General features: G+C 42.8%; 22 protein-coding genes. 2 read left to right on the top strand and 20 right to left on the bottom strand.

What is annotated here, in order from left to right; translation table 11 throughout:
* Nucleotides 1-87: 87 nt before the first annotated feature.
* The 20 genes from BMW98_RS12215 to hrpB all read right to left on the bottom strand — a co-directional run bounded on the left by BMW98_RS12215 (nucleotide 88) and on the right by hrpB (nucleotide 24729).
* Nucleotides 88-2043 (bottom strand): hypothetical protein, encoded by a 1956-nt coding sequence (locus BMW98_RS12215; RefSeq protein ID WP_245733578.1) that lies wholly within the window; start codon nucleotides 2041-2043, stop codon nucleotides 88-90.
* 84 nt (nucleotides 2044-2127) lie between these two features.
* On the bottom strand, nucleotides 2128-3684 hold the full coding sequence (locus BMW98_RS12210) for a glycoside hydrolase family 32 protein (RefSeq protein WP_090258867.1): 1557 nt from the start codon (nucleotides 3682-3684) through the stop codon (nucleotides 2128-2130).
* Between the two features lie 7 nt (nucleotides 3685-3691).
* Complete coding sequence (locus BMW98_RS12205; protein WP_090258866.1) at nucleotides 3692-5035, bottom strand: sugar porter family MFS transporter; 1344 nt, start codon at nucleotides 5033-5035, stop codon at nucleotides 3692-3694.
* 133 nt (nucleotides 5036-5168) lie between these two features.
* A complete protein-coding gene (locus tag BMW98_RS12200; protein ID WP_090258865.1) occupies nucleotides 5169-6053 on the bottom strand; it encodes a sugar phosphate isomerase/epimerase family protein in 885 nt (294 codons plus the stop codon).
* Nucleotides 6054-6224: 171 nt separating this feature from the next.
* Nucleotides 6225-8066: a sialate O-acetylesterase gene (locus BMW98_RS12195; RefSeq protein ID WP_090258864.1), complete on the bottom strand. Its 1842-nt coding sequence runs from the start codon at nucleotides 8064-8066 to the stop codon at nucleotides 6225-6227.
* Between the two features lie 6 nt (nucleotides 8067-8072).
* Nucleotides 8073-9152: an iron-containing alcohol dehydrogenase family protein gene (locus BMW98_RS12190; protein WP_245733576.1), complete on the bottom strand. Its 1080-nt coding sequence runs from the start codon at nucleotides 9150-9152 to the stop codon at nucleotides 8073-8075.
* Nucleotides 9152-9886: a 3-deoxy-manno-octulosonate cytidylyltransferase gene (locus BMW98_RS12185; protein WP_090258863.1), complete on the bottom strand. Its 735-nt coding sequence runs from the start codon at nucleotides 9884-9886 to the stop codon at nucleotides 9152-9154. The genes BMW98_RS12190 and BMW98_RS12185 overlap by 1 nt, the downstream gene beginning before the upstream one ends.
* Entirely contained in the window at nucleotides 9883-11076 is a 1194-nt protein-coding gene (locus tag BMW98_RS12180) for a DegT/DnrJ/EryC1/StrS family aminotransferase (protein WP_090258862.1), read from the bottom strand. The genes BMW98_RS12185 and BMW98_RS12180 overlap by 4 nt, the downstream gene beginning before the upstream one ends.
* A 379-nt stretch (nucleotides 11077-11455) precedes the next feature.
* Complete coding sequence (locus BMW98_RS12175; protein WP_090258861.1) at nucleotides 11456-13123, bottom strand: SGNH/GDSL hydrolase family protein; 1668 nt, start codon at nucleotides 13121-13123, stop codon at nucleotides 11456-11458.
* A gap of 11 nt (nucleotides 13124-13134) precedes the next feature.
* Nucleotides 13135-15873 carry a TonB-dependent receptor gene (locus BMW98_RS12170; protein WP_245733574.1) on the bottom strand — a complete coding sequence of 913 codons (2739 nt, stop codon included), beginning with the start codon at nucleotides 15871-15873 and terminating at the stop codon, nucleotides 13135-13137.
* A 239-nt stretch (nucleotides 15874-16112) separates the two neighbouring features.
* Nucleotides 16113-16463: a gliding motility protein GldC gene (gene gldC / locus BMW98_RS12165; RefSeq protein WP_090258859.1), complete on the bottom strand. Its 351-nt coding sequence runs from the start codon at nucleotides 16461-16463 to the stop codon at nucleotides 16113-16115.
* Between the two features lie 30 nt (nucleotides 16464-16493).
* A complete protein-coding gene (locus tag BMW98_RS12160; RefSeq protein WP_090258858.1) occupies nucleotides 16494-17156 on the bottom strand; it encodes a 3-oxoacid CoA-transferase subunit B in 663 nt (220 codons plus the stop codon).
* A gap of 2 nt (nucleotides 17157-17158) precedes the next feature.
* Entirely contained in the window at nucleotides 17159-17857 is a 699-nt protein-coding gene (locus BMW98_RS12155; RefSeq protein WP_090258857.1) for a CoA transferase subunit A, read from the bottom strand.
* A gap of 9 nt (nucleotides 17858-17866) precedes the next feature.
* The gene (locus BMW98_RS12150) at nucleotides 17867-18799 is read right to left on the bottom strand and encodes a bifunctional riboflavin kinase/FAD synthetase (RefSeq protein WP_090258856.1); all 933 of its coding nucleotides are present in this window, start codon (nucleotides 18797-18799) and stop codon (nucleotides 17867-17869) included.
* The gene (truB, locus tag BMW98_RS12145) at nucleotides 18777-19496 is read right to left on the bottom strand and encodes a tRNA pseudouridine(55) synthase TruB (RefSeq protein ID WP_090258855.1); all 720 of its coding nucleotides are present in this window, start codon (nucleotides 19494-19496) and stop codon (nucleotides 18777-18779) included. Before truB ends, BMW98_RS12150 begins: the two co-directional genes overlap by 23 nt.
* Complete coding sequence (locus BMW98_RS12140) at nucleotides 19496-20290, bottom strand: undecaprenyl-diphosphate phosphatase (RefSeq protein WP_090258854.1); 795 nt, start codon at nucleotides 20288-20290, stop codon at nucleotides 19496-19498. Before BMW98_RS12140 ends, truB begins: the two co-directional genes overlap by 1 nt.
* On the bottom strand, nucleotides 20290-20508 hold the full coding sequence (locus BMW98_RS12135; protein ID WP_090258853.1) for a DUF3098 domain-containing protein: 219 nt from the start codon (nucleotides 20506-20508) through the stop codon (nucleotides 20290-20292). Before BMW98_RS12135 ends, BMW98_RS12140 begins: the two co-directional genes overlap by 1 nt.
* 3 nt (nucleotides 20509-20511) lie before the next feature.
* Nucleotides 20512-21432, bottom strand: a complete 921-nt coding sequence (locus BMW98_RS12130) for a cell division protein FtsX (protein ID WP_245733572.1) — start codon at nucleotides 21430-21432, stop codon at nucleotides 20512-20514.
* An 88-nt stretch (nucleotides 21433-21520) separates the two neighbouring features.
* Nucleotides 21521-22132 carry a hypothetical protein gene (locus BMW98_RS12125; protein WP_090258852.1) on the bottom strand — a complete coding sequence of 204 codons (612 nt, stop codon included), beginning with the start codon at nucleotides 22130-22132 and terminating at the stop codon, nucleotides 21521-21523.
* A 113-nt stretch (nucleotides 22133-22245) separates the two neighbouring features.
* On the bottom strand, nucleotides 22246-24729 hold the full coding sequence (gene hrpB / locus BMW98_RS12120; RefSeq protein ID WP_090258851.1) for an ATP-dependent helicase HrpB: 2484 nt from the start codon (nucleotides 24727-24729) through the stop codon (nucleotides 22246-22248).
* Between the two features lie 179 nt (nucleotides 24730-24908).
* Here hrpB and yaaA point away from each other — a divergent pair, with 179 nt between their 5' ends.
* The gene (gene yaaA, locus BMW98_RS12115; RefSeq protein ID WP_090258850.1) at nucleotides 24909-25685 is read left to right on the top strand and encodes a peroxide stress protein YaaA; all 777 of its coding nucleotides are present in this window, start codon (nucleotides 24909-24911) and stop codon (nucleotides 25683-25685) included.
* A gap of 10 nt (nucleotides 25686-25695) precedes the next feature.
* Nucleotides 25696-26118, top strand: a complete 423-nt coding sequence (gene arfB / locus BMW98_RS12110; RefSeq protein ID WP_090258849.1) for an alternative ribosome rescue aminoacyl-tRNA hydrolase ArfB — start codon at nucleotides 25696-25698, stop codon at nucleotides 26116-26118.
* The last annotated feature ends 7 nt before the right edge of the window (nucleotides 26119-26125 follow it).

Below are 26125 nucleotides of genomic sequence, written 5' to 3'. Positions count from 1 at the left end.
AGCGTTATAGAGTGAATTAGTTTTACATGAGGAAGAAATGAGGTGATGAAGTTATGATCATTCACCACCTCAGATCAACAAGCGCTATTACTTGGCTTTAATTTGTGTCTCTTTTGGTTTTTCAGGCTCCAATTTGGCCGACCATAAGCCACTATTCCAGTCGGAATAGAAAATATGACCTTTGTGGAGTTGTGCACCCCATGTAAACGGAGCGTTTGGTACATAACCGTTCGGGTCGTTCGGGATAATCCAAGCGATTTCACGACCTTGTTTTCTTAAGTCGCCCATAAGCTCACCACTTAGGTCAACTACACGCACACCGCCATTATAGAAAGCCACATAAAGAATTTCATCTTCAATCCAGTAATTGTGAGAACCAGCATATGGCACTTCAAAACGGGCAACTTCCTCTGGATTGTCCAGGTCGGTAAAGTCTACTACGTGTAAATAACCACCAGCCATGTTCGGGCCTTTCATATTTAAACCATATGGGAAAATCTCATCACCGCCAATTACGTAGAATTTGCCAGTAGAAGGGCTTCTGAACGGGAACGAGGCGTGATTTGCTTTGTTAGGATAGGCGTAGCTAGAGATCTTTTTAGGGTTATCAGGCGATCCGCCAGCAATTCCATTTCCTACATCAACCAGTTGAATACCATCAGCCCAGTTTGAAGAATAGGCGATACCATCTTCCACCCAAACATCGTGAATAGAGTGTCCTGGAGTATCTAGTTCGAACTTAGAAACTGCATATGGGTTTTTAGGGTCTTCAATATTGATTACATAGTATTTTTGGCCTGCACTTAATGCATAAACATGGCCTTTCGAAATGAATACGTTGTGTACACCTCCGGTTAGGTTTTCATCGAATGTAGAAATGATTTTCGCATCGCGAGGGTTCTTTACATCGATAATTACCAAGCCGTTTTTACGGTTAGAAGCACCTTCTCTACTAATTACGCAAATGGTGCCATCTTCAGAAATTTTTACATCATTTACAGTACGTGCATCAACTTGTACCGAATCGATTTTGAAAATATTGGCAGGATTGGTTACGTCCCAAAAGTATGCGGTGCCATCGGCTCCCCAAGTACCTGTTACGGCATAATCTCTTCCGTCAACACCTTCCCAAATCCACAGGTCAGAAGTGTGTTTGTCGTTTACAGAGCCTTGTCCAACAAGCTCGATCTTGCGGCTCACTTCTCTGGCAGCAATGCTCAGGGTTTTAGAGGCTGAAGCCACACCGCAAGAAGCTGTAATGGTGTAAGTTCCTGCTTCATCGGCCACGAATCGGCCATCTTGCTTTATCAGTCCCGATGCACTTTGGCTTACATTGTCGGAAACTCCACTAAAAGAATAGTAGATAGGCGCATCGGTAACTTCATTTCCTTTTTTGTCGAATGCTTTTGCTGTAAAATGGAAAACATCGCCAGTACGTGCTTGGTCGCCATCAGCACTAAGCTCAATTTTCGCGATTGGATTGGTTACCACGTTTAGGTTGATGGTGTTGGTGACTCCTTCGGCAGTTGCGGTAATGGCTACTTTGCCCGCTTTGTTGGTGTTGATAATGCCATATTTGTTAACCGTGGCTATATCGGTGTTTTTCGATTGGAAGGTTACAGGTACATCTTCTCTAGTCATTCCTGCTTTATCTAGCACTTCGTATTTAAGCGTTACTGGTGTGCCTGCATAAACTTGATTAGGAATAGATTCGATCTTTACCTCAGCAATTGGAGGGGTTTTGATTACGATCTGAAATTCCTTTCGTACGCCATTGCCTATGGCAATAATATCGAAGGTGCCGGGTTGGTAGGCCGTCACTTGGTTGAGTGAATCAATGGCCATACTTCTGCGATAGCGCCTTGAGTAGGTGAGGTTAACAGGGGCATCGATCTTTTTACCGTTTTCTGTAAGGTAAACGTTGAGTTTTTGTGTTTGGCCAACTTCTAAAACCACATTTTCGGGTTCTACCACAATGGCTTTTTGAGCCATTAGCGAAACCGCAGAAAACATGATTAAACAGCCAAGAATGAGCTTTTTCATAGATTAAGATTTAGCTAAAGTATTTTAAGGATTTGGAATCTAGCTAAACCTATGCGAATTGGCAACAAGAAAAACGTTAGCGGTTTACCAAATTGATTTTAGTTTGGTGTTGCTCAAAGACTTCACTGTAATATCTCCGCCAGTCATAAATATAGCTGCCTGGTTAAAGTCTTCATTAGGGAAAACCGAGTTGGTCATTACAAATTCGCCATCATTTACAAATACCTCTACAGAAGATTTATCGATGTAAATCGTCAAATTCAGGTCATCTGCATTGGTAGAATAGGGTGAGGGATGTAAGTTTTTTGCAAAGCGTTCTTCAAAATCTGTTTTACCAGAAGCGGTTCTATCGCTGAAGAACTGTTCTCTTGCTCTGTCGTATCCAATCAGGTATTTCTCTCCTAAGCCATTAATAAGTTCTACTCCGAACTTATCGGCAGTGGCATTTTTCAAGTCGAAAACCACTTCGGTTTTTATGGGGATGCCAAGTGTTTCAACTTCTTCGGCTACCACGGTGTTGTTTTCTAATATTTGAACGGTTTTCTCCTCAATCGATTCGAGTTCTTTTACCGGTCTTGAAGCAACAACATAATCGTTTTCTTTCTTGATAAGGTGAAGGCTTCTTGGCAAAGTCATGGCACTGCGCCACTTTTCAGTTGGCACTACTTGGCCATATTCCCAGTTGCTCATCCAGCCTATAAACAGTCTTCTGCCATCAGTTTCGGGAATATCGGCCCAGGTAACCCCAGCATAGTTGTCCTTCCCGTGGTCGAGCCATTTTATGGCTTCTTCAGGCTGTTCAGCTGTAAAACTGTGGCCGTCAAAATCGCCAATAAAGTATTGGGTAGCAGAACCGCCATTCGCTCCACCAGGATTAATACTCAATAGCATTACCCACTTTTCTTCATCGGTGCCTTCTACTTTTAGTTTGAACAAATCGGGGCATTCCCATACGCCACCATGGCCGCCATAGGTTTCGCCAAAGCTACTCTCAAATGTCCAGTCTATGAGGTTGGCGGAACTGTAAATGCGTACCCTGTCTAAGGCAGCAAATATTACGATCCAGCGTTGGGTTTCTTCATGCCAAAAAGCCTTAGGGTCGCGAAAGTCTTTTATACCAGGGTTCGGAATCACAGGGTTACCCTCATATTTGGCCCAGGTTCTTCCTTTGTCTAGGCTGTAGGCCAAACTCTGCACTTGGTAATCATCTCGTCCGGCCTTTTCACCTTCAGCCAAATGATGTGTAAACATGGCCACCATGGGTGGATGTTCGCCATCTTTTTGAAATCCGGTGGTGTTGTTCCAGTCGATTACTGCGCTGCCTGAAAAGATATAGCCTAGCTCATCGGGGTAAAGGGCAATTGGGAGATGCTCCCAATGCACCATATTGGTGCTTACCGCATGTCCCCAGTGCATTGGCCCCCAAACCGTACTATCGGGGTAGTATTGATAGAACAAATGATACTCACCATCATATAAGACCATGCCGTTTGGGTCGTTCATCCAGTTGGTCTCAGGAGAAAAATGAATTTGTGGTCTGTAAGGCTCATTGTAATGTTGTGCTTTTGCTAGTTCTTGTTTGGGAGAAGTACAGGCAAATAACAGACAAAGGGTAACTATGCTGAGTCCGATCTTTTTCATGGCTTTATTATTCTCTAATCAATTCTTTTTCTAATTCCTCAAGCGTTTTGCCTTTGGTTTCAGGCATAATTCGCCAAACGAATAACAATTGTAAGAACATCATAAAGGCAAAGAATGCAAAAACAGGCCACGGATTATCGCCAAAAATGCCTTGATCTTTATCTATGAAAATAGGTGTGATTAGCGTGATAATGGCAGCAAATATCCAGTGGATAAAGGAGCCGAATGACTGGCCAAACGCACGTACCTGATTTGGGAAAACCTCTGAAATAAACACCCAAATAACAGCCCCTTGACCAATTGCATGAGAGGCAATAAAAACTAAGATAAAGGACAGGAGCACGGTAGGTGAACTGCCTTGCATAAAGCATATGGCCGTTCCCGAAAGCCCAATAAGGTAGCCAAATGAACCAATGTACATCAACTGTCTTCTACCTAGCTTATCAATTAAAAACATACCCAGCATAGTGAAAATAAGGTTTATTCCACCAATAGATATTGAGCTGGAAAGTGACTCACTCCCTGCAAAGCCAGCTTTTTCGAGCAGTTCTGGGGCGTAGTAGAGTATAAAGTTTATGCCTGATAGTTGATTGAAAAAGGCAATCAGAAAGGCGAGCATAATAGGTCTGCTATATTTTTTAGAGAAAAGGCCGGCATGCTGCCCTTGCGGTTCGATATCTTCTTCTATTTCGCGCAGCTTATGCTGTGCAGTTGCTGGGGCTACTGATTGTAAGACTTGGAGGGCTGCCGCATGGTCCTTTTTCTTTAAAGCCAACCATCGCGGACTTTCAGATACACCCAAAACCATAACGGAATAGGCTAGGGCAGGTAAACCTTCAATCCCCAGCATGTAACGCCAGTCGTTTGTTCCGCCAACACCCGCCAGCGCATAGTTGCTTATAAAGGCAATAAGGATTCCGAAAACGATCATGAATTGGTAAAGGGCTACGAGTTTGCCCCGGTTATTGGCAGAAGATATTTCGGAAATGTATGTTGGAGCGGCTACGGAAGATGCACCTACACCCAAACCACCAATAAAACGGAAAAAGCTAAACGTGTATGGGTCAGGAGCAAGGGCAGATCCTATTGCCGAAGCAAAGTATAACACACCGATCCAAAAAAGGGTTTTCTTTCGACCGAATTTGTCACTTGGTATGCCACCAAATAGGGCACCAATTACGGTGCCCCACAATGCCATGGACATAATGAAGGTGCCGTGAAAAAACGGGGTGGTGTTCCAAAGTTCTTTAATTGGTTGGTTAGCTCCGGAGATAACCACTGTGTCGAAGCCAAACAGAAAGCCAGCTAAGGCTACTGTAATAGACCAGTAGCGGATTTTATTACTATTCATGCAAATCGATTGAACAGGAATATAATTAGTTCTGCTCTAAATCTTTAGAAACGTTTGCATTCTTTTGGTCGGCAGGTAGGTGCATAAAAAAAGAGCACCTTTTGAGTGCTCTTTAATTCTCTGATTAAAAACCTTAATACTTCAGTTTCTTAAGGTAGTTGATACTCGTTTGAAGCGAAGAAACAGAGTCGCTTGCAAAGTTTCTGTCTTGCTCAACAAAGAAGCCTTTCATTCCGGCATCGTTTGCATGGCTGAAAATTTCGGCCCAGTCGATTGTTCCATTTCCAACCTCCGTCATTAAGCGGTCTTGCTTTGCAGAAAGGTCTTTTACATGCCAAAGCGGATACCTGCCTTTGTCTGCTTGGAAAAGTTTGATTGGATCAACATTGATGTACTTGGCCCAATAAATATCCAATTCCATTTTCATAAGGTCTGGATCTGTTTCTTTTAATAGAATATCATATGGCAGTTGCCCATCGATTTTTTGGAATTCAAAATCGTGATTGTGGTAGCAAAACTGGATGCCAGCTTTTTTACAAGCCTCACCAGCTTCATTGAACTTTTCTGCCAAGGCCTTGTACTGGTCGATTGTTTCACGCTCAAAATCCATTAGATAGGCGCAAATAAGGTATTCAGCGCCAAGCTCAGCTGCCGCGTCAACAGACATTTGCCAGTCGTTTAGAATAGTTCCTTTTTGCTCAGGAGCCATAGCCCCGGTCATAACGTGAATACTTCGAGGCTTAATCTTTGTTTTGTCGATTATCGCCTTAGCTTCCTTCACAGGTTTCTGAAGTAGCTTTCCTTCTGCAAAGTCAAAGAATTCCGCATAGTCGTAGCCAGCCTTTTTCATGGTACTGAGCGTTCCTTCCATGTCTTTGTAAATCACGTCTCGCAAGGTGTAAACCTGAAAGCCAAAAGACTTGATTTTTGCTTCCATTGAATTGGCAAACAGGGAGGGTGCCGCCAATAATCCGGCCGAAGCTAAAGCCGATTGTGATAAAAATTTTCTACGGTTCATGTTATTTTACTCTTGGAGGTAAACTAATAAAAAAGATCAGTTTGAAGTACAAACAACCTTTAAACGGTTTAAAATCAATGCTCATTGCGTTTAACTGACACATTGATATCGTAAATATATAAATTATGGGGAGAGTTGAACTAAAAGTTTGCTGTATGAAAGGAGTGTGTGTTAGTTCTTAAGGATTCTCTTCACGATACTCACACCAAGGTCGTGATTATAGGTTTTTAAAAAATATTGACCGGGCTTGATGTGATTTAGGTCGAGAGTTGTTTCACTTGTTTCTTCCAATTGATGAGTACTTAAAAGAGTGCCATTAATATCAGATAGGGTTAATGTATAGCGCGAGATTAGGCCAAAAGAAATTGATATGAATTGGTGGGTTGGGTTAGGAGTTACGTTGGTTTTAAAGTCTAGTTCCACCTCAAGAGAGGGATAGGGGCCGTCATAACCGTCACAATCTTCATCAATTCCATTTATTGAAACATCTTTCCCAGTAGGGTTAACTTCTGGGTTGTGGTCATCACAATCATAAAGACATGAGTAACCGTCTTTGTCAATATCTGGCAATTCAATGGGTAGATTGTAAAATTGAGGTATACTTCTCCCGTCTAGTTCAATTAGGGATGTGCCAGAATAATAGTGGGATAAAAAACTTAGACCTATGATACTGTCATTAACCGAACGGGATAGATTAACCGTTAATTGATTGTTAGTTAGCGATATATCTTGGATGCTTAAGGTGCTGTCGCCTTCTAAACGCAAATCTTTAATGAATTCTTTATTGAGCTCAGATGTAGTTGTTTCATTGAAGTCGACAATGATGGTTTGTTTACTGCAATCTGAATAATATGCTGCATCAATTTTATTCACTGAAAACTCAATAGGGTGGTTGTATAACTGTTGAAGAGTGAGCTTTGAAAGCTCAACTCCCGCAGTGATATATGCTTCTTCTGTAAAGTGACAATTGTCCGAACCCATCTCCAAATGCCCAGTGGGGATGAGTGTGTAATTAGGGTTTTGTAATGCAATTTGTCTTTGAGCTTCCTGTACCTGAATCATGCACTCTGGTGTTATACCAAAGCCCCCACAGGCCTGAGGTTGAAACATAAAGGTGTGCTCAGTAGGTCCAAAGTCCTCAAGCCATTCTTTTTTCATTTCATTGAAAAGGTTTGTGTAGTCATTAACAGGCCTGCAAGCCCATGAAAAACCGTCTGATTCGCCTTGCCACCAAAGCATAGCTCTTACATTGTTGAGGAGGTTCGCTTCCTTAATTCTTTGTAAAAAATTGTAGTAATGTTCCGTAGCAATGGCATTGGGGTTGTCGTTTGGCAACAATTCTTGTATAGTTAAGCCACCAATTGCTCCATTAATTACTAAAACGGGAATTTTCTCCCGCTCAATTATGTGAGTTGCCAGTTCTTGTCCCCATGTTCCAATAGGAATTCCAGTGTAAGTACCCTCTGATCTATCATCATAAGTTGCATGCCATTTGTTGATCTCACTATCCTCCTTTTTCTTCTTTCCGTAAGTTCTCAAAAAGTGGTTTACGTTGTTTGTTGAATTGAGCGCTCGGGCATTACTCTGGCCGTAAATTAGATATGCATCACCTGCAACTACATCTATTGCCTTATAGTGAAGTTGTGGAACACCAGCAGAATAGCTGAGTATTTCGAATGTGTGGTCTACTAATTCGGCTTCAATTTTAGTGGAGTGACTGAAAGCTCTATTCGGGCTATTGGTCAATTTTATAGCTTCACTTGCTCCCGTTGTCGTGGTGTGTTTTAATACTAAAGAGTCGAAAGATATTGTCTCATCCAGTGTTCCTTCAAAAACAACGGTTCCAAGGTTAGTGCTAATGTCTCTTGGGTATAATTGATTATTCTTTGGTGCCTTAGTCAGAAGGATGTCGTTGGTTTCTTGTGCGTGTAAGTGAGTAGATACTAAAGAGACGAAGGCTAATAAAGTTAATATTAGCCTTCGTTTTAGAATATATTGTAGTTGTCTACTCAAAAGAGATTACATCTTTTCGTACATCTCGCGAAGCTTTTTGCGCGTAATTGTGTCCTTCCAGTTTTTGCCGAGTGCATTTTCCCAAAGTGGCGCCATAAACATTGCTACATCAATCATTTTGTCGAATTGCTCATCGGTTAGGTTGGCGCAAATACCTTTCGGAATATGGATTTCGTGTTTGTCAACCATTGCTTTGAAGTCTCTTACACCGTCAGGATAAAACTCTTCCAAGTGATCGAAAACAATGCAGTTACCAATGCCATGTTTTGTGCCTAGCAAGAAGCCTAAACCATATGAAACTGCATGAGCAACGCCTACTTGTGAATAGGCAATAGACATTCCTCCATGGTAAGATGCCATCATTAGCTTATCATCGGAGTCATCGTCCCAAACGTCTTTCTTAAGGAAAATTTCTTCGCAAAGCTCTAGTGCCTTTTCACCATAAGACTGCGAGAAAGTATTGAGGTAAGTACCTGTTAATGACTCGATACAGTGGATGTAACAGTCCATTCCAGTATAGAATCGCTGATTCTTAGGCGCACCTTTGATCAATTCTGGGTCAAGAATGATTTGATCGAAAGGTGTGTAGTCTGAGTTCATTCCCAGTTTACGCTCAGGGCCGGTAAGTACGGTGGTTCTAGAAACCTCGGCACCAGTGCCCGAAAGGGTAGGGATACCCACGTGGTAGGCGCCAGGTACCTTCACCAAATCCCAACCTTGGTAGTCAGCCGATGAGCCAGGGTTAGTCATCATCAGTGCAACGGCTTTGGCCAGGTCCAACATGCTGCCACCACCAATGCCAATTACGCCAGATACGGTGCCGAATTCATCTTTCAATTCTTTGGCAATAGCGTCAACTTGCTTGGTTTTAGGCTCGTCAGCAGTGCTGGCAAAAACAATTTTATCTTTTCCTTCAAGTGGAATTCTGTTGATCAGTTCAGCTTTCCCTTGAAAGAAATCGTCAACAATAAATATAAATGGGGCATCAGCCTTGCGCTGTGGTGCCAGAATTTCTGCAGTTTGTGCAAATGATCCACGGCCGTAAACGACCATTTTAACCATTGGGAAGTTCTTAAATGCTGTCATTAATCTTCTTCAATAAATGTTTTGGCATTTTCTAAATCTTCAGGTGTATCAATTTCAATACCCATGTATTCAGTTTCTACCATTTTGATTTTTTTGCCTGTTTCTAAATAGCGCAGGCATTCTATTTTTTCAGTGTCTTCCAGAATAGTCATTGGAGTATGGTAAAAGTCAATGAGTGCCTGTTTTCTGAAAGCATAAACACCAATGTGCTCGTAATATTTTGTATTAGCAGCTTTGTTGCGAGGATATGGGATTGGCGAACGTGAAAAGAACAATGCGTTATCATCATTGTCAACCACAACTTTTACATAGTTAGGGTCTTCAATCTGGTTCACTTTATTCAAAACCTGCATTAACGAAGCTAAGTCTATCGAAGCTACATCTGGTCCTTCAAAAACCGCTAATAGCTTTTCTAAAGGCTCTTTTTTAGTAAATGGCTCATCGCCTTGTACGTTTACTATTATGTCTGCCTCAATTTGCTCTGCCGCCTCGGCAATACGATCGCTTCCACACTCGTGTTCCTTTTGACTTTTTATTGCTTGGCCATTGTTGCCTATGATTTCATTGTAAATAATGTCAGAATCCGTCACCACGTATACTTCTTGAAATAAGCCAGTTTTTATTACAGCTTCATAGGTTCTTAAGATGACCGATTTGCTGCCCAGTTTGGCCATTAGTTTGCCAGGGAAGCGCGTGGCATCGTAGCGAGCAGGAATTAGCGCAACTACCTTCATAGTACCGATTGGATTGTTTCTGCCATTTTTTGAGCTCTTTCTTTTGCTTGCTCTTCTGTCCAGTTGAGATTGATTAGCGAAGAAATTGTTCTGCCCATAATATCATCAGACTGCTTGAAGTTGTTGAAGTCTTGTTGCTCCAAAGCTTCTTTAAGCGCTGGGTTAATAGGGAAGAGGGAAGTGCCATTTTTCAGGTGATCCCACTTTTTGATATAGTGCCAGTTATTATCGTACCAATAGAAGTTTCCACCCAATCCATTTGCTAAAAGTGCTTTGTGAGCAGCACGTGTTAGCTCTTCCGTAGGTAAAAAGAATGAAAGGAACGATGCATTATCGCCTTCCGGATCCGGGATCTTGCGGAAAGTGATACCCTCAATTTTTTCAAGAGCTTCTTTAATAATGGCGTTATGTTTTTTCTGCGTAGCAAGAATCTTGTCTAACTTTTTGATTTGACCTAAACCAACCGCTGCGTGCAACTCAGAAATTCTGAAGTTATAACCTAAGAAAGGGTGGCTTTCAGCTCCGCGATCGTTGCCTACATGGTCGTGTCCATGATCGGTGTAATGATCAGCATTGATGTAGTACTTTTCATCATTGGTAAGAAAAGCACCGCCTTCGCCACAAGTAATGGTTTTTACAAAGTCGAAAGAGAATGTGCCACCATGGCCAATTGTGCCTAGCATTTGTCCATTAAAAGAACCGCCAATGGCTTGGCAGGCATCTTCTAAAAGCAGTAGGTTGTGTTTGTCGCAAATGGCTTTCAATTCATCTAGCTGCGCCATAGAGCCGCACATATGCACCGGCATTACCATTTTTGTTTTAGGTGTAATGGCTGCTTCAACCGCTTTCGGATCCAAGCAAAGTGTTTCGTCAATATCTACTAATACAGGAACGGCCCCGGCAGCAATAATCGCCTCAAAGCTCGCCACAAAAGTAAAGGTTGGCATGATCACTTCGTCACCATAGCCAACACCCATTACAGCCATGGCTGTGCTTAGTGCTGTTGTTCCGCTAGAGGTTAGTTGTGCATGCTTTACGTTGAAAGTTTCTGTAATGGCTTGCTCCAGCTCTTTGGCTTTCCAATGACCATTGCGCATTGGGTCAAAGCCATAGCGCATAAGTACACCCGATTCCATTACATCGTTTACTTCTTTTCTTTCCTCTTCTCCAAAAAACTCAAATCCTGGCATGTATCAATTTTTAGTTGCTCAAAAATAGCTAGAAAAGCTGACCTCTCATAAAGAGAATACAGGCTAAATATTTCATCCCATTATGGGATTGATATTCCGCATGTGGTACAATTTTGAGATTGTGTATTTAGTTTGTGTGGGTTTAACTGTCTGTAAATCAGTTTGTATTACTCGGGATTGGTTTGTGGCAAAGGAATTGAGTATTGAATGGCACAGGTTATTTAATTATTGTATGTAACCGAGTTGGTTTGTGAAGTTGATGGTTATTTATCTATTTGGTTGAGGTAAGCCTCGAAGAAGAAGTCTTCGAGGCTCTTTTTTTGCGCATAAAAAAAGCCACTCATTTGAGTGGCTTCCATATTTTTTGGCTAATGTTTACTTATTGAGTAGCTATAATACCTCTCAAGAACAATACATCAACTGAAGGGATGATCGATGATTTCTGCGTATTTAGTGCATCGATAATTACGTTCGCAATAATTGCGTGACCTCTAGGATTAGGGTGAATTCCATCCGTTGAGTAAATTCCGTTAGGGCTAAAATCTGGTGCCAAATTAACTCCATCAACTTCAATTCCTAATTCACCATCTGCAGCTGCAGCCGCGTTAACAGCCATTGCCTGTAAGAATGGATTTCCACTGTTAGGGTCAACTAAGAAGCTTGCCGTAGCTGGATCCAGTCCTGCAATGTCAGCAAATGATGGTTGTACATCCACAAGGGTAATTACTTCTCCACCTGCCTGTTGGTTAATACCCGCCACTACAGTAGCAATGATAGCGTTATAAGTTGCCCTTGTACCTACTACGATTTGCGCTTCTGCAGCGGATAGAATCCACTGGTCAGCTGCTGGCCAACTTACACCGATTACTGCGTTTGCATTGCCCATAAAAGGTGTTCCTAAAACTGTTGCTGAAGTTAGCACAGGACGATCGTTTGAGGTTGCAAACCTTGTTTGACCATATGGTTCTAACGCTTGACGCTGCTGTGGTGTAATGAAACCTAATCCCATTAGAATATCGAACTCACCACCAGGGCGGCTATAATTGGTAAGGTCATCATCATTCATTAAAATAGGGTTGCTGCCTGCAACATGAACAACGCTTCTTTGGTCAGCGTCTGCTTGTGTTACATTCAAACCAGGAACCAATCCACTATTAGTAAGTTGTACCAAACCTGCCAATGCCTCATTGTAGCCATTGAAAGCAGCATTTAACTGTGTGACAGTTGCAGCATCAAGAGCAATTGCATTATAAGGCACAGCATTAAAGTAAGGCAGTGTAACAAACAATGGCAGGGTCATTACGGCTCCCTGTGCTCCAGATTGTACCAAACCTCCGAGAGACTCAGTTAATGCTTGTTGAAAATCTCCCTGAGATGTAATAGAGGCCGGATTAACTCCACCGCCTACAGCGTAGCCAAGGATATCGTTATTGCCTAACCAATAAGTAAAGAAGGAAGGAGAGGTTGCCAAAGCATCGCCCAATACTGTAGAAACACCAGGGTTGGTCGCAAACCTTGCATAGTAAGGATTGCTCACTAGTGCAGGAGTGTTAACGTCTACCACGCGCATTCCAGGTACACCAAAATTGTTCAGAGCAGCTTTGTCTCCTGTGTAAGCCGTTGGTACCTCACCTGCAGTTGGTACTGGTCTTTGTTGGCTCAAGCTTAGCTCAAACCTACCAAGGTCATCTGCGGTGCCAGGGGTGCCATCAGCACCTGGTCCTGAATAACCATTAGCTGAATTTGCATCCGGTTGGTTAAACTCGCCACCATTTACGCCATTGGCCATTAATTGCGCAGCCAATAGGTTAGGGAAGGAGTAAACCTGACCTTCAGTATATAAAGCCCCATCCATAAGGCCAGCGGTAATGGAGTTACCCAGTGCCACATAGTTGGTAAAGTCTAGTGCCCCAGGGTCTCCTACAAATGCAGGAGGAATAGGATTTTCAGCTTCTTGTTTTGCTAGTATTTCGTCTTCTTCATCACAGGCCGTGAAAGCCAACGATGCTACCATTAATGAGAGTAGATATTTGTTTAACTTTTTCATGGGTGTCTGTTTTATTTGAAGAATTCGTCAAATGTGATTTGGAAGTAGTAAATACCACCAACGCTAGGGTTTGCAAATGAGGTGATGTAATAGTCGTTCAACAGGTTGCTTGCACCTAATTTCAATGTCGACTTCCACTGTGGCACCTTGTAGCTCACTTGTGCATCAAGCGTACCGTAAGCAGGTACTATACCCGTTCCAATGGCTGATTCCCATAGGAATGCTTCTTGCCAACGGTAAGTCACGTTGAAACCAAATCTATCAGTCACTTTTCTGTTTTCGAACTTAATGTTGTAACGATACTTTGGCGTATTGTATGATGCTCTAAAGCCTTGTGCCAATAGGTCGTCTTGAGAAATTAGCTCGTTGAAAGAAACGTTACCACCAATAGTGTAGCCTCCAGGTAGTTGATAGTCGGCTTGTAGCGCCCATCCGTGAGACTCAACAGTACCAGTTGCGTTCACATCAAAACCGTAACGTTGCGTACGAACCGTTCCGTTTACGATTTGCTGTCTTTGAGCAGGTGTATTTGCATCTGGGTTAGGGTTAGTCATTCCATTTGGAATGGCTTGTGTAAAGTCAATTTCGGCAATAAAGTCTTTGTACTGGCTATAGTAGTAGTAGGCGTCAATCAATAGTCTTCCGTCCATGAAAAGGCCTTTATAACCAACTTCAAAAGTGTTTACTTTTTCAGTTTTAAACTCTTGGCTTACTCTGTCTTCAACCACTAACATATCAGTACCAGACTGCTGAGAAGCTGCTACACTTTCTGTGGTATAAACAGTGTTTGTTTGGAATCTGTAACGATCAACCAAAAGGCTGTTGCTACCAATCAATCTTCTGCTTACCACGTCAAGGTCTATAAACTGATCTTGCGTAGTTGGAATACGGAAACCTCTCTGGAATGAACCACGAAGGTTGTGGTTACCAGCGATAGTTCCTACAGCCGAAATTCTCGGAGAAACTTGGCCTTTGAAGTACTCGTTTTTATCGTATCTCAAAGAACCTTGCAGTTTCAAATTATCGTCTAATAAGCGCTTGGTTACTTGTGCGTAAGCTCCAAACTCGTTGTAGCTAATTTCGTCTCCGCTGTCTTCAAGTGCGAAAAGCGTTCCTTCAGAGTTAAGTGAGTATCTTCTCCAGTTAGCGCCCACTACAACTTCAGCCCAGTCAATTCGCTGAGAAAGATCCCAGCTACCTTCTGCATGCCATAGTTTAGATTTATCTAAGAATTTAGCGCCACCATCTGCTATAGATGATTGTCTTAGAGCATCAGCCAGTTGGTTGAACTGTGCTGTACCTGGTTGAGGCTGTGCAGCTCTACCAGCAGCTCTACCAGCAGCATGAGCCTGATCTACATTACCACCACCTAATCTGGTGTTAGCAAAGGCAGTTAAATAAGGCTCTAAGAATGTAGCCTGATTAATAAGGGAAGCTAGAGTATTGGCTGCGTAGCTATCACCCGAATTTTCTTGTGTTGTATACGCTCTTGCATAAAATTCAGAACCTCTCAACTCAACTTTTGCTGTAGAAATAGAGAAGTTATCTAGTACGAATCTATCGTTAGCCGTATAAACTGTGCTACCAGAACCGTAGTTGAATTGTCCGAACAACTCTAGGTTGTCGTTCAGTCTGTAGTGTAGTGCACCACCAAGCTTAAAACTTTCGGTAGTGTTGTCCACAAAGCTCGATTCTGTAAAGCCATCAGGAGTGAAAAGGCCAAGCTGGCCGTCAGGTAGTAGGTTGCGAACTGCCGCTAGAGAAGTGTTTCCGCCAGCAATGGCAATATCGGCAATGGCGCCAGGAGTAATCTGGAATTCACCATAAGTGTTCACACCATCATAAAATCTATTGTTACCTCTTTCAGTTGCGCCTCTTTCAACTACTCCGAATGTGGCAGGACCTTGATCTCTGTAGTCGGCAGCAACCCAGTCTTGTGCTGTTAGGTAAGAACCGGTTACTTTAAAAGAAAGCTTATTATCGAAAGACTTAGCCCAACGGAAACCATAGTCTTGATAGAAAGACATGTCGTGGTATTTTTCGTCCACATGGTTTACACCAGTTTTAGCATAAACGCTAAGTCCTTGGTATTCGAATGGGTTTTTTGAGGTAAGTAGTAAGATACCATTAATGGCATTTGGACCGTATAGGGCAGAAGCTGCACCAGGAATCATTTCCGCTGACTCCAAATCCAAATCGTTGATACCTACAATGTTACCTACTGCAAAGTTCAGGCCAGGAGCTTGGTTATCGATACCGTCAATTAGCTGAACAAAGCGGGTGTTACCGTTTGCGCCAAAACCACGGGTGTTAACCGATTTAAAGGTTAAACTTTGCGTACTGAAATCTACACCTTTCAGATTGGCGAGCCCCTCATAAAAAGAAGTAGCCGCGGTATTCTGAATGTCAAGAATGTCCATTTTCTCGATAGAAACCGGAGATGTCAGGATGTTTTCTTGAACCCTAGAGGCAGAAACCACAACATCTTCTCCGTACATTACCTGTTCTTCCATGCGAATAACCAGACCAGAAGTTGTTGCTTGATTGATTTCTATTTCTTGAGTTGTATAACCTACATATGAGAATATCAATGTAAGTGGAGGGTCTTGATTTACGGTTAGATTGAAATTACCGTCAGCATCGGTAATAGTTCCAACCACTTTACCCTTCACCCTGATGTTTACACCAGGGAGCGTTAGATCAGCATCATCTAACACCCTTCCGGATATAGTGACCTGATTTTGAGCCATGACTGTAATCGATTGCACCATTAGCAACACGACAACAAGGCTCTTTAATATGCTCTTCAAATTCATCGTTTATTGTTTGGGTTTGAACAAATAATGTTCTGTGACCTGAAAAAATGTGGTCGACAAAACGCGGATTATCTCAAAAATACAAGGATTTTGAAGTATACAATGGCTTGATGCGAAATTTATTCGTCATGCCGAGTATTTTTTTTGCTACTCCAAAATCCTTGTTTGTGTATTTATTCGGAAGCGGGTCTGTTTTTTAATTCCTCTTCTACATGTTTCACTAATTTGTCGCATAAACGGTTAATGGCAGAGGCCATAAACTCGTCTCCTGTAGAATTTAGAATGCTTTGGGCTAGTCCGCCCAAGTTATCAATATAAAAGCGCTTCATTTCGTCAATTGGCATTTCTTTGTTCCAAAGGTCTATGCGAAGCGTGTTTTGGTTTAAATGATCCCAGATTGAAAGACTGAATGCTTTTGTTTCTTCTTCAGCACCATCATCTTTATCTGTTGCGCTCCAGTGAATTTTCTCTGGAATGCTCTCTTCATCAAGGAGTACTCTTATATTAATGTCTGATTGATTCATACTGTTTGTCGTTTGGCGCGAATTTAATGATTAAGCGATTGTCATTTCAGGAATTTCTCCCTCAATCACTAGTTTTCCGGCAGTAGCGGCCTTTATTTCTTCCACACTTACACCAGGAGCACGCTCTATAAGTTTAAAACCGCCTTCAGGCAATACATTTAGCACGGCCATATCGGTCACAATCTTCTTAACACAGCGAATGCCCGTGATGGGCAGCGTACATGCTTTCAATAGTTTAGAGTCGCCACTACGGCTGCAGTGCTGCATGGCCACAATTATATTCTCTGCTGATGCAACCAGGTCCATAGCACCGCCCATTCCTTTTACCATTTTGCCAGGAATTTTCCAGTTGGCGATGTCTCCGTTTTCTGAAACTTCCATGGCACCCAGAATAGTTAGGTCTACGTGCCCACCTCTAATCATTTCAAAGCTTTCGGCCGAACTGAATAGGGAAGAGCCCGCTCGGGTAGTTACTGTTTGCTTGCCGGCATTAATCAAGTCGGCATCTACGGCTTCTTCTTCAGGGAAGGGGCCAATGCCCAACAATCCGTTTTCCGATTGAAGCACAACATTAATTTCGTCTGGAATAAAGTTGGCAACCAAGGTCGGAATTCCGATTCCTAAATTGATGTATGTGCCATCTTGTACTTCTTGTGCGATTCTTTTCGCGATTCCTATTTTGTCGAGTGTCATGTTTACTTGATTTTGGTAGTTCTCTGTTCAATTCTCTTCTCGTAATTGTTGCCTTGGAAAATGCGTTGCACGTAAATTCCTGGTGTGTGAATTTGATTTGGGTCTAATTCACCAACTTCTACGAGTTCTTCTACTTCGGCAATGGTTACTTTGCCCGCCATAGCCATCATAGGGTTAAAGTTTCTGGCAGTCCCCTTAAATACAAGGTTGCCTGCTTTGTCGCCTTTCCAGGCTTTCACTAGCGAGAAGTCTGCTTTCAGCCATTCTTCCATTAAGTAATGCTTGCCATGAAACTCGCGCACTTCTTTGCCTTCCGCTACCTCGGTGCCATAACCGGCAGGGGTAAAGAAGGCGGGGATTCCGGCTCCGCCTGCACGAATGCGTTCGGCCAAGGTGCCTTGAGGAATTAAGTCTACCTCAAGTTCTCCAGATAGGAGTTGTCTTTCAAATTCAGCATTTTCACCAACGTAAGAGGAGATCATCTTTTTGACTTGCCTTGTTTGTAGCATCAAACCGATGCCAAAGTCATCAACTCCTGCGTTGTTCGAAATGCATGTAAGTCCTTTTACGCCTTTTTTTATAAGTGCAGAAATGGCGTTTTCGGGAATGCCACATAGACCAAACCCGCCAAGCATTAGCGTTGCATTGTCGGGAATGTCAAAAATGGCTTCATCCGCATTTTTAACTTCCTTGTTTATCATAGGTGGTATTTATAGTTTACTTAAAGCAGCTTTGGCCGACTTTTCGTCCTCCTTAAGTTGGGCCTTCAGTGCTTCTAAAGATTCGAACTTTTGTTCAGTGCGAATTCTCGCTATGAACTCAATGGTAATTTCCGAATTATAAATGTCTTCGTCAAAATCGAAAATGTGAACTTCTATGGTTTTGCTGCCGCCACTTACAGTAGGGCGCAGGCCAATGTTCAACATGCCACCAAGTTTGCGGTATTTATTGCACACCCTTACTGCATAAACTCCATCGCAAGGAATAAGTTTATAACCTTCTTTTACCTGAATATTGGCAGTAGGGTAGCCTAGCTTTCTACCGTTCTTTTTGCCATGAACAACCAAGCCGGTTAGGGCGTAGGGCCTGTTTAGAAAACTATATGCCAATTCAAGGTCTCCAACCTCTATGGCTCGCCTAGTTTTGGTAGAGCTTATACCGATTTCGTCAATGTCTTGGCGAGGAATTTCCTCTACCTCAAAACCGTATTTTGGACCAAATTGCTGCAGTTCTGGCAAGCCGCCAGCACGGTCTTTACCAAAGCGATGATCGTAGCCAATAATCAGTTTTTTAGCACCAATGCGTTCGTGAAGTACTATGCGTACGTAGTCTTCAGGGTTCATTTGAGCGAACTCCTGTGTGAAAGGAATTTTCACTAGGTGGTCAACACCGTGGGTTTCTAAAAGATTGGCCTTTTCTGGAAACGTGGAAAGAAGTTGAAGTGAATTGTCCCAAGGTTTAAGTACCAAACGGGGGTGGGGCCAGTAAGTAATTAGCACGGTCTCTCCGTCTATTTCCTTCGCCACTTCTTTTACCCTCGAAAGAATTTTCTGATGCCCAATATGAACACCGTCAAAAGTGCCACAGGTAACTACAGCATTCTTAATGTTCTTGATTTCCTCAGTTCCCAGATGAATCTTCATTGAGTGCTCTTATGGTGTCAATCAACTTTTCTATTGTGTAGGCATCTTCTACCTTAAAAGTTCCTATGCGGGTTCTGCGTAGTGCCGATAGGTGGGCTCCAACTCCCAACGCTTTGCCATAGTCATGCGCAAGGCTTCGAATATACGTGCCTTTCGAACATACTACACGAAAGTGAACTTCGGGTAAATCTACCTTGGTTATTTCAAATTCAGAAATGGTTACCGGCCGAGGTTTCAATTTTATGTCTTCGCCACGTCTTGCAAGCTCATAAAGGCGGGTGCCTTTCACTTTTATAGCAGAATAAATTGGCGGTACTTGGTCGAAAGAACCTGTAAAAGGTGCTCGGGCTTTGTCTAAATCTTCCGTGGTAATGTGACTAAAGTCCGTTTCGTTTTCTACATCGCTTTCTAAATCGTACGTAGGGGTAGTTTTACCAATTGTAAAAGTGCCAGTGTACTCTTTTTCATCGGCCATAAAGCCTTCAATCGACTTGGTTTTCTTTCCTGTACAAACAATGAGTAAACCTGTGGCCAGCGGATCCAAAGTACCGGCATGCCCAACCTTTTTAATGCGTACGGCATTCCTAATCTTCTTTACAATATCAAAAGAAGTCCACTCCAATGGCTTGTCGACCAAAAGTACTTGGCCAGCCGCAAAGTTTTCTTTGGAATTAAGTTCAGAATCTAAATTGAGCATTAGCTAGCAATAGCGTAAATAATAGCCGCTAAACCAACTCCATAGCAGTAAAAAGAGAAATATTTTAGTTGGCTTTTGCGCACCAAGGATATCATCCACTGGCATGCAATAAGGCCTGAAATGAAAGCCGCGGCAAACCCTGCGATAAGTAATGTTGGTTCTGTAGTACTAGAGGCCAAATCACCACTCAAAATGTCTTTGGCCATTTTACCTAAAATTAAGGGCACAACCATTAGAAAAGAGAAGCGTGCAGCTTTGGCCCTGTCGATACCCAATAGTACCGAAGTAGAAATTGTTGCACCAGAGCGCGAAATGCCGGGTAAAATGGCAATGGCTTGCGCAATACCTATAATAAATGAGTTAGGTGTAGAAACACTTTTATCCGTGTGCTTAGCTCGGTCGGCCAAAAATAGGAGGGTACCAGTAACTAAAAGCATGCAGCCTACAAGCAGTACTTGGCCACCAAATAGTGCATCAATCTCTTCTTCGAACAGTACGCCAACCGCAGCTGCGGGAACCATGGAGATAACAATCTTAAGCGAGTACTGAAATTGTTCGTTGTTCTTGAACTGAAAAAGGCCACCAAGTAATTCCAAAATGTCTTTTCTGAAAATAACAATGGTGCTTAAAGCTGTTGCTGCGTGAAGAAGCACCGTCATCATAAGGCTTTCTTCAGGCACACTATTATCGCCAAAAATCACCTTGGTTAGCTCTAAATGGCCACTACTACTTACTGGGAGAAATTCGGTTAAGCCCTGAACAATGCCAAGGATAATCGCTTCGAAAAGAGTCATTATTCTTCTGTCTTAGACTTCTTAAAAATGGCAAAGAACTCAATGATAAAACCCGCTACAATAATGATTGGTCCGAGGGTTAAGCCCAAAAAGCCTTGTCCGTGTGGCGTGCTATCTAAAGACATGGTGATGAATCCTAAAAACAAAACACCAATGCCAATAAGCATCCATTTATAGTTTTCTTTAGTGAAAGCGAAGTTCTTCTTTTTATCAGACATAGCTTAATAGAGTTCGTCTAACGACATTTTTAAATATTTATTCATGGCACGAGCCGTACTGTAGTAGGCCATAATACCGCCAATAATAACCAAAACACCAAAAACAATGAGCATTAGCTGTTGGCTTTGAAGGCTTTCAAGTCCTTCGATTTTTTGGTTGGCAAATGTAAGCAAACCAAATAGAAGTGCCGAAGCAATAAGCCCGGCAATTATCCCGTGCAGAAAAGATTTCTTTAGGAAAGGGCCGCGAATAAAACTGCTTTTGGCGCCCACTAACTGCATGCTTCTGATTAAGAAACGCTGAGAGAAAAGTGCCAATTTGATGGTGTTATTGATAAGGAGTATGACCACAAAAGTGAGAATGGCCGCAATGGCTACCAATACCAAACCTATTTTTGTAAGGTTGCTATTAATGGAGTCAACCAGGTTTTCTACATAGGTAACCTCGTAAACACCGCTAATCGATTCAATTCGGTTGCTCAAACTGTCGAGCTTGGCATTGCTCTGATAGTCTTCAGCAATTCTTAAAGTTATGGCATCGCGCAAAGGGTTATCACCCAAAAACTCAGAGAAATCTTCTCCGGTTTGTGCAATAAATGCTTTGGCAGCTTCTTCTTTCGATATAAAGGTGGTAGGCTTTTCACCCTCGAGTTTAAGGGCGTAAGGGCTTCCTGCAAGTTCGGTCTTAATGCGATTGATCTGGTTTTGACTCACCTCTTTATTCAGGTACACTTGCAGTTCAATATTCGATTTAATGTTGGCAGTAAGTTGCTGTGCCTGAAGTACCAAAATACCGAACAAACCTATTACAAATAGGGCAAGGGTAATGCTAAAAATAACGCTTACGTATTGGTATGAACCAAGCTTCTTTTTCTTCTTAAATTTTTTCGGGTCTGCTGCCAAAAGTGTTTGTTTTTCGATCAAAAATAGTAATTAATTCAAAAGTAGAACTCGCTGCACATGTTAATATTGTTTAATGGTGCATATGCGCTTGGTGTGGATACAATTTGGCTTAATTGAAGCGATGCACACCCCATACGGTTTCACCGTCTTTTACTAAGCGGCCGCGTAGCTTTGGGTAACCGGGAGGAGGGATGCTTACATTTTCCATAAAAGGGTAGAAATCGAATTGGCCAAAGATTTGGTCGAGCTTTTCTTTCTCTGGGTTCAATTCGGGCAGCGAATAATGAATCAGTTCGCCTATGCTTAAAAGCAGCCACTCTTCAACCCGTTGGTCTTCTTTCAGCGGCTCTCCAGTTACACCGGTTTTCGCCATTTCATGCAAACTGCTAAACTCATCTACCCGCCATTCGCAGAACTCAAATACTTCGGTGTAATTAGGATATGCCAGATCGGCTAAATACTCACGATCTTCATCACTAAGTGAAGTTTCCTGTTTCTCCGTAATGGCTTCTAGCAGAAATTTGGCCGCAAAGCATTCCAGTTTATGGAGCACTAGGCCTGGGTGTTCGCCACTGCCACCGCCTAAGACTAAATTGGTGGGATCAGCTCCAAAGTCGTAGTCACCCCATTTTACCTTCTCAATTTCCTGTAAAGGATGGTAAATGGGGAGGTAGCCTAAGTGGCCAATGTACTCGTGGTCGTAGCTGTCAATGTGGCTCATATTGCCAATATAGGTAGGAATGAATTATAACATATTTATAAATTAGACTATGTAATTATTAATATATAGTAAATTATAAATATGTAAAAATTTTAATTTATTAATTTAATTACTCACTTTTTCCTTTTAACTCCGCGAATAGCGGGTTCATTCCATGGGTCGTCTGGCCAAACATGTTTTGGATAGCGCCTTTTCAGTTCTTTCCGTACTTCAAAATACGCATCGGACCAAAAGCTCTTTAGGTCGCCTGTAATCTGCACGGGTTTAAAGCCGGGGGAGAGCAGGTGCATTAACACAGCTTGCTTGCCATTGTTAATTCTTGGTGTTTCGGCCAGACCAAATACTTCTTGAATTCGAACGGCCAACACAGGCGCTTCACCATTGGCGCGGTACATCAATTTTATCTTAGAACCGCTTGGCACCACTAGCTTTTCGGGTGCTAGAGTCGGTAATTGCTGCTGTTGCTCTACCGATAGGCTGTACTGCAGTACTTCTTTTAGATTGATCTTTTTGAGGTCGGCAGGCTTTTTAACATCGTTTAGGTATGGACTCAGCCAATCGTTGGCAGTTAGTAATAAGCTGGCGGTGCTTACTTCTGGCCATTGTTGGTCGGGGTTCCATTTGCGGAGCGAGAGGACTCTGTTTTGCCATTGTTCCACTTCCTCGTTAAAATCCAGTAGCTGTTCACCTTCTTTTTTAATGGCATCTATAATGGCTGCCGTTAAATGCGAAGGGTCAGGGTCTGGCAATGGCGAACTCTTTAACACAATGTTGCCAATGCACAGGTTGAGGTTGGCTTGAAGGCCACCATCTTCGGTGTCCCAGGTTACTACCTCTTTTTCTTTAACCAGTGGTGCTAAGTCTCTCGGGTTTAGGGGAGAAGCCATAAATATTTTGCCCATACCATCGCGGGCATCTATGTGGCTGATGGCAAGCCAAGGCTCAGCAGCCAAATCTTCGCGGTGGCCAGCCATGGCGTAGCGCCCGTTCGATAGTTGGAATTGGGCGTTGTTCCCCGGGCGGGCACAGGCAATACGTTCTGGATAAGCGTATGTTAAAAGTACACCAGTCTCGTACGGATCTACAAAATCGTTTTCCTCTTCCCAGTCGAAGAGCCTGCGGTACTGTTCTGCAATCTTGGCGATTCGCGCTAGCTTTCGCCCGTCACGCTTTTCTTTTCGGTGAACACGTAGGGCATCAATTCTGGTGTTAATGTCTATGCCAGCTTCCTTACCCAATGGGTCTCGTTCTTCCAATAAAGCAGCAACATCGGTGGCCAAGCCAATTTGGTCACTTTCTTCTGCCAGTAAAAGCATGTGGGCAATACGCGGATGGCAAGGCAGTTTCAGCATGCTTTTGCCATGTGCCGTAATCCGACCATCTTCTAGGGCCTCTAGCTCATGTAGTAGGTCGTTGGCCTGCTGTAGCGGGCCGCGGGGAGGTGGCGTTAGCCAAGTCATTTGCTGCACATCTACAATGCCCCATTGCGCCATATCGAGTACTAAATTGGCTAAGTCGGCCTCTAAAATTTCGGGCACTATGTTGTCTGCTAAGCGCTGATGCGTTACTTCAGACCACATGCGATAGCAAAAACCTTCACTTAAACGGCCAGCTCTACCTGCACGTTGGTCGGCCGAATCACGCGAAATACGTACGGTTTCTAGCCTTGAAAGCCCGGAGTTTGGGTCGAATTTAGAGGTTCGGCCAAAGCCACTGTCCACCACCACTTTTATGCCTTCAATGGTTAAACTGGTCTCGGCAATTGAAGTGGCAAGCACCACTTTACGTTTACCGTTCTTATCGGGTAGAATGGCTGCGGTTTGCTGCCGTTGCGGTAAACTGCCATAGAGTGGATGAATGGCAAAGTCTTTTAGCTGGCCTTTAAGCATTCCTGCTACTTTGAGTATTTCTCCCTGCCCAGGAAGGAAAACAAGGATATCGCCTTCATGCTTGTCAGCAGCTTTTTTAATGGTTTTGACGCAGAGTTCGGGTAAAACGAAAATATCGGTATCGCCTTCGTATTTCACGTCAACCGGATACTGACGCCCCTCACTGGTAACTGCGGGTGCTTTTAGCAAGCTGGTGAGCTGCGGCATATTTAGCGTAGCCGACATGATCATTATCCGAAGATCAGGCCTAAGTACTTGCTGTGCTTCGCGGCAAAGGGCAAGGGCTACATCGGCATGAATGCTGCGCTCATGAAACTCATCAAAGATGACCAATCCAACGCCTTCTAGTGCATTGTCGCTCTGGATCATTCTGGTGAGAATACCTTCTGTAACTACTTCGATTTGGGTTTTGTCAGAAGTTTTATTGTCAAAGCGGATGCGGAAGCCGATGGTTTCGCCTACCTTTTCGTCCATAAAATAGGCCATGCGCTCGGCAATACTTCGGGCGGCCAACCTACGTGGCTCAAGCATCAGGATTTTCTTTCCTTCCAGCCATGTCTCTTCCATAAGCGCAAGTGGCAATAATGTACTTTTACCAGCGCCAGGAGGGGCGTTTACAATAAGTGTGTTTTGTGCTGCTAAATGTTTTTGTACCGAAGGAATACATTCGGTAACTGGTAAATCTATGCTGTAGGGATCAAACGACAAGGCCTCAAATTTGTCGCGAAGTTAAAACATAGTTTTGGGTTTGCGGAATGCTGAAGCGCTCTGTTTTATCGTGTAGCTATTTATTGTACACTTCTTTCAATACTAAATAGAAAGAACCAATAATTAGCACGAACAAAATAGGGCTTGAGTTAGTATGTTTGTGGAAACAAGAAACCATTATGCTTTTAGTACTTTCTCCTGCAAAAACGCTCGATTTTGAAACCCCATGCGATAAAGAAGCTTCTTACCCAAAATTTAGAAAAGAGGCACTTGAGTTGATTGGTGTGTTAAAGGAAAAAACGCCTGAAGAGATTCAACAACTGATGGATATTAGTGAGAACCTGGCGGAACTGAATGTGCAGCGATACAATAAGTTTGCAAAGGCTAGAGCACCAAAGTTATCTAAACAGGCGGTGTATGCATTTAAGGGAGATGTATATGTGGGACTAGAGGCGGAAGAGCTTTCAGATGAGGACATTCTTTACGCTCAAGAGCATTTACGCATTCTTTCTGGCCTTTATGGTTTGCTTCGTCCGCTAGATATTATTCAGCCTTATAGACTGGAAATGGGTACGCGTTTGGCCTTTGATGACTACAATACGCTCTATAACTATTGGGCTGACAAGATTGTGAATCATATTAACCGAGAACTTAAAAAGCAGGGCGATAAAACTTTGGTGAACCTGGCTTCTCAAGAATATTTTAAGGCCATTGATAGACCTACTTTAAAGGCTAATGTGGTAGATGTGGAGTTCCTAGATTGCAAAAACGACAAGTATAAGATCATATCTTTCTTCGCGAAAAAGGCGAGGGGACTAATGGCGCAATACATTATTAAAAACCGCATTGAAGATGTAGCAGGCTTGAAGGGGTTTGATTACGAAGGTTATTGGTTCGATGAGGAATCTTCTACTGACAATAAGCTGGTATTTAAGCGCGAGGAGTTGAAGGCTTAAGTTTTTGTTGATGAAGTTTGACCCACAAGAAATAGCGAGCAGAGATTTTAGTACCGAATTGAAGTTTGAAACTTCGCGCAGTTCTGGTCCGGGTGGGCAAAACGTAAACAAAACAGAGAGCCGAGTGACGCTTCGGTTTGCAGTAACTAGCTCCGAAGTGTTGAGCGAAGAAGAGCGAACGCGCTTACAGCAAAAACTGGCCAACAAACTTACTTCAGAAGGAGAGTTGTTGATCAGTTCGGAGAAGCATCGAGGGCAATTGCAGAATAAGGAAGAAACGGTAAAGCTTTTTCAGCAGATACTTACCAAAGCTTTTACTGAGCCCAAAAAACGTAAGAAAACCAAGCCTAGCAAAGCGGCTGTGCAAAAACGAATTGATGGAAAAAAGAAGCTAGGAGAGAAGAAGGCGAATAGAAGAAAGCCTGATTTTTAAGTGTCTT

Source organism: Roseivirga pacifica, from assembly GCF_900111145.1.
GTDB classification, from domain to species: domain Bacteria; phylum Bacteroidota; class Bacteroidia; order Cytophagales; family Cyclobacteriaceae; genus Roseivirga; species Roseivirga pacifica.
This window is presented reverse-complemented; position numbering and strand designations above follow the sequence as displayed.

Excerpts from the sequence above, each read along its gene's own strand:
- BMW98_RS12155 (WP_090258857.1), bottom strand. The coding sequence starts at position 17,857 with ATGATAAACAAGGAAGTTAAAAATGCGGATGAAGCCATTTTTGACATT.
- truB (WP_090258855.1), bottom strand. The coding sequence starts at position 19,496 with ATGCTCAATTTAGATTCTGAACTTAATTCCAAAGAAAACTTTGCGGCT.
- BMW98_RS12175 (WP_090258861.1), bottom strand. The coding sequence starts at position 13,123 with ATGAAAAAGTTAAACAAATATCTACTCTCATTAATGGTAGCATCGTTG.
- BMW98_RS12205 (WP_090258866.1), bottom strand. The coding sequence starts at position 5,035 with ATGAATAGTAATAAAATCCGCTACTGGTCTATTACAGTAGCCTTAGCT.
- arfB (WP_090258849.1), top strand. The coding sequence starts at position 25,696 with ATGAAGTTTGACCCACAAGAAATAGCGAGCAGAGATTTTAGTACCGAA.
- BMW98_RS12210 (WP_090258867.1), bottom strand. The coding sequence starts at position 3,684 with ATGAAAAAGATCGGACTCAGCATAGTTACCCTTTGTCTGTTATTTGCC.
- BMW98_RS12200 (WP_090258865.1), bottom strand. The coding sequence starts at position 6,053 with ATGAACCGTAGAAAATTTTTATCACAATCGGCTTTAGCTTCGGCCGGA.
- BMW98_RS12150 (WP_090258856.1), bottom strand. The coding sequence starts at position 18,799 with ATGAAGATTCATCTGGGAACTGAGGAAATCAAGAACATTAAGAATGCT.
- BMW98_RS12180 (WP_090258862.1), bottom strand. The coding sequence starts at position 11,076 with ATGCCAGGATTTGAGTTTTTTGGAGAAGAGGAAAGAAAAGAAGTAAAC.
- BMW98_RS12190 (WP_245733576.1), bottom strand. The coding sequence starts at position 9,152 with ATGACAGCATTTAAGAACTTCCCAATGGTTAAAATGGTCGTTTACGGC.
- yaaA (WP_090258850.1), top strand. The coding sequence starts at position 24,909 with ATGCTTTTAGTACTTTCTCCTGCAAAAACGCTCGATTTTGAAACCCCA.
- BMW98_RS12160 (WP_090258858.1), bottom strand. The coding sequence starts at position 17,156 with ATGACACTCGACAAAATAGGAATCGCGAAAAGAATCGCACAAGAAGTA.
- BMW98_RS12185 (WP_090258863.1), bottom strand. The coding sequence starts at position 9,886 with ATGAAGGTAGTTGCGCTAATTCCTGCTCGCTACGATGCCACGCGCTTC.
- BMW98_RS12215 (WP_245733578.1), bottom strand. The coding sequence starts at position 2,043 with ATGAAAAAGCTCATTCTTGGCTGTTTAATCATGTTTTCTGCGGTTTCG.
- gldC (WP_090258859.1), bottom strand. The coding sequence starts at position 16,463 with ATGAATCAATCAGACATTAATATAAGAGTACTCCTTGATGAAGAGAGC.
- BMW98_RS12140 (WP_090258854.1), bottom strand. The coding sequence starts at position 20,290 with ATGACTCTTTTCGAAGCGATTATCCTTGGCATTGTTCAGGGCTTAACC.
- BMW98_RS12135 (WP_090258853.1), bottom strand. The coding sequence starts at position 20,508 with ATGTCTGATAAAAAGAAGAACTTCGCTTTCACTAAAGAAAACTATAAA.
- BMW98_RS12125 (WP_090258852.1), bottom strand. The coding sequence starts at position 22,132 with ATGAGCCACATTGACAGCTACGACCACGAGTACATTGGCCACTTAGGC.
- BMW98_RS12170 (WP_245733574.1), bottom strand. The coding sequence starts at position 15,873 with ATGGCTCAAAATCAGGTCACTATATCCGGAAGGGTGTTAGATGATGCT.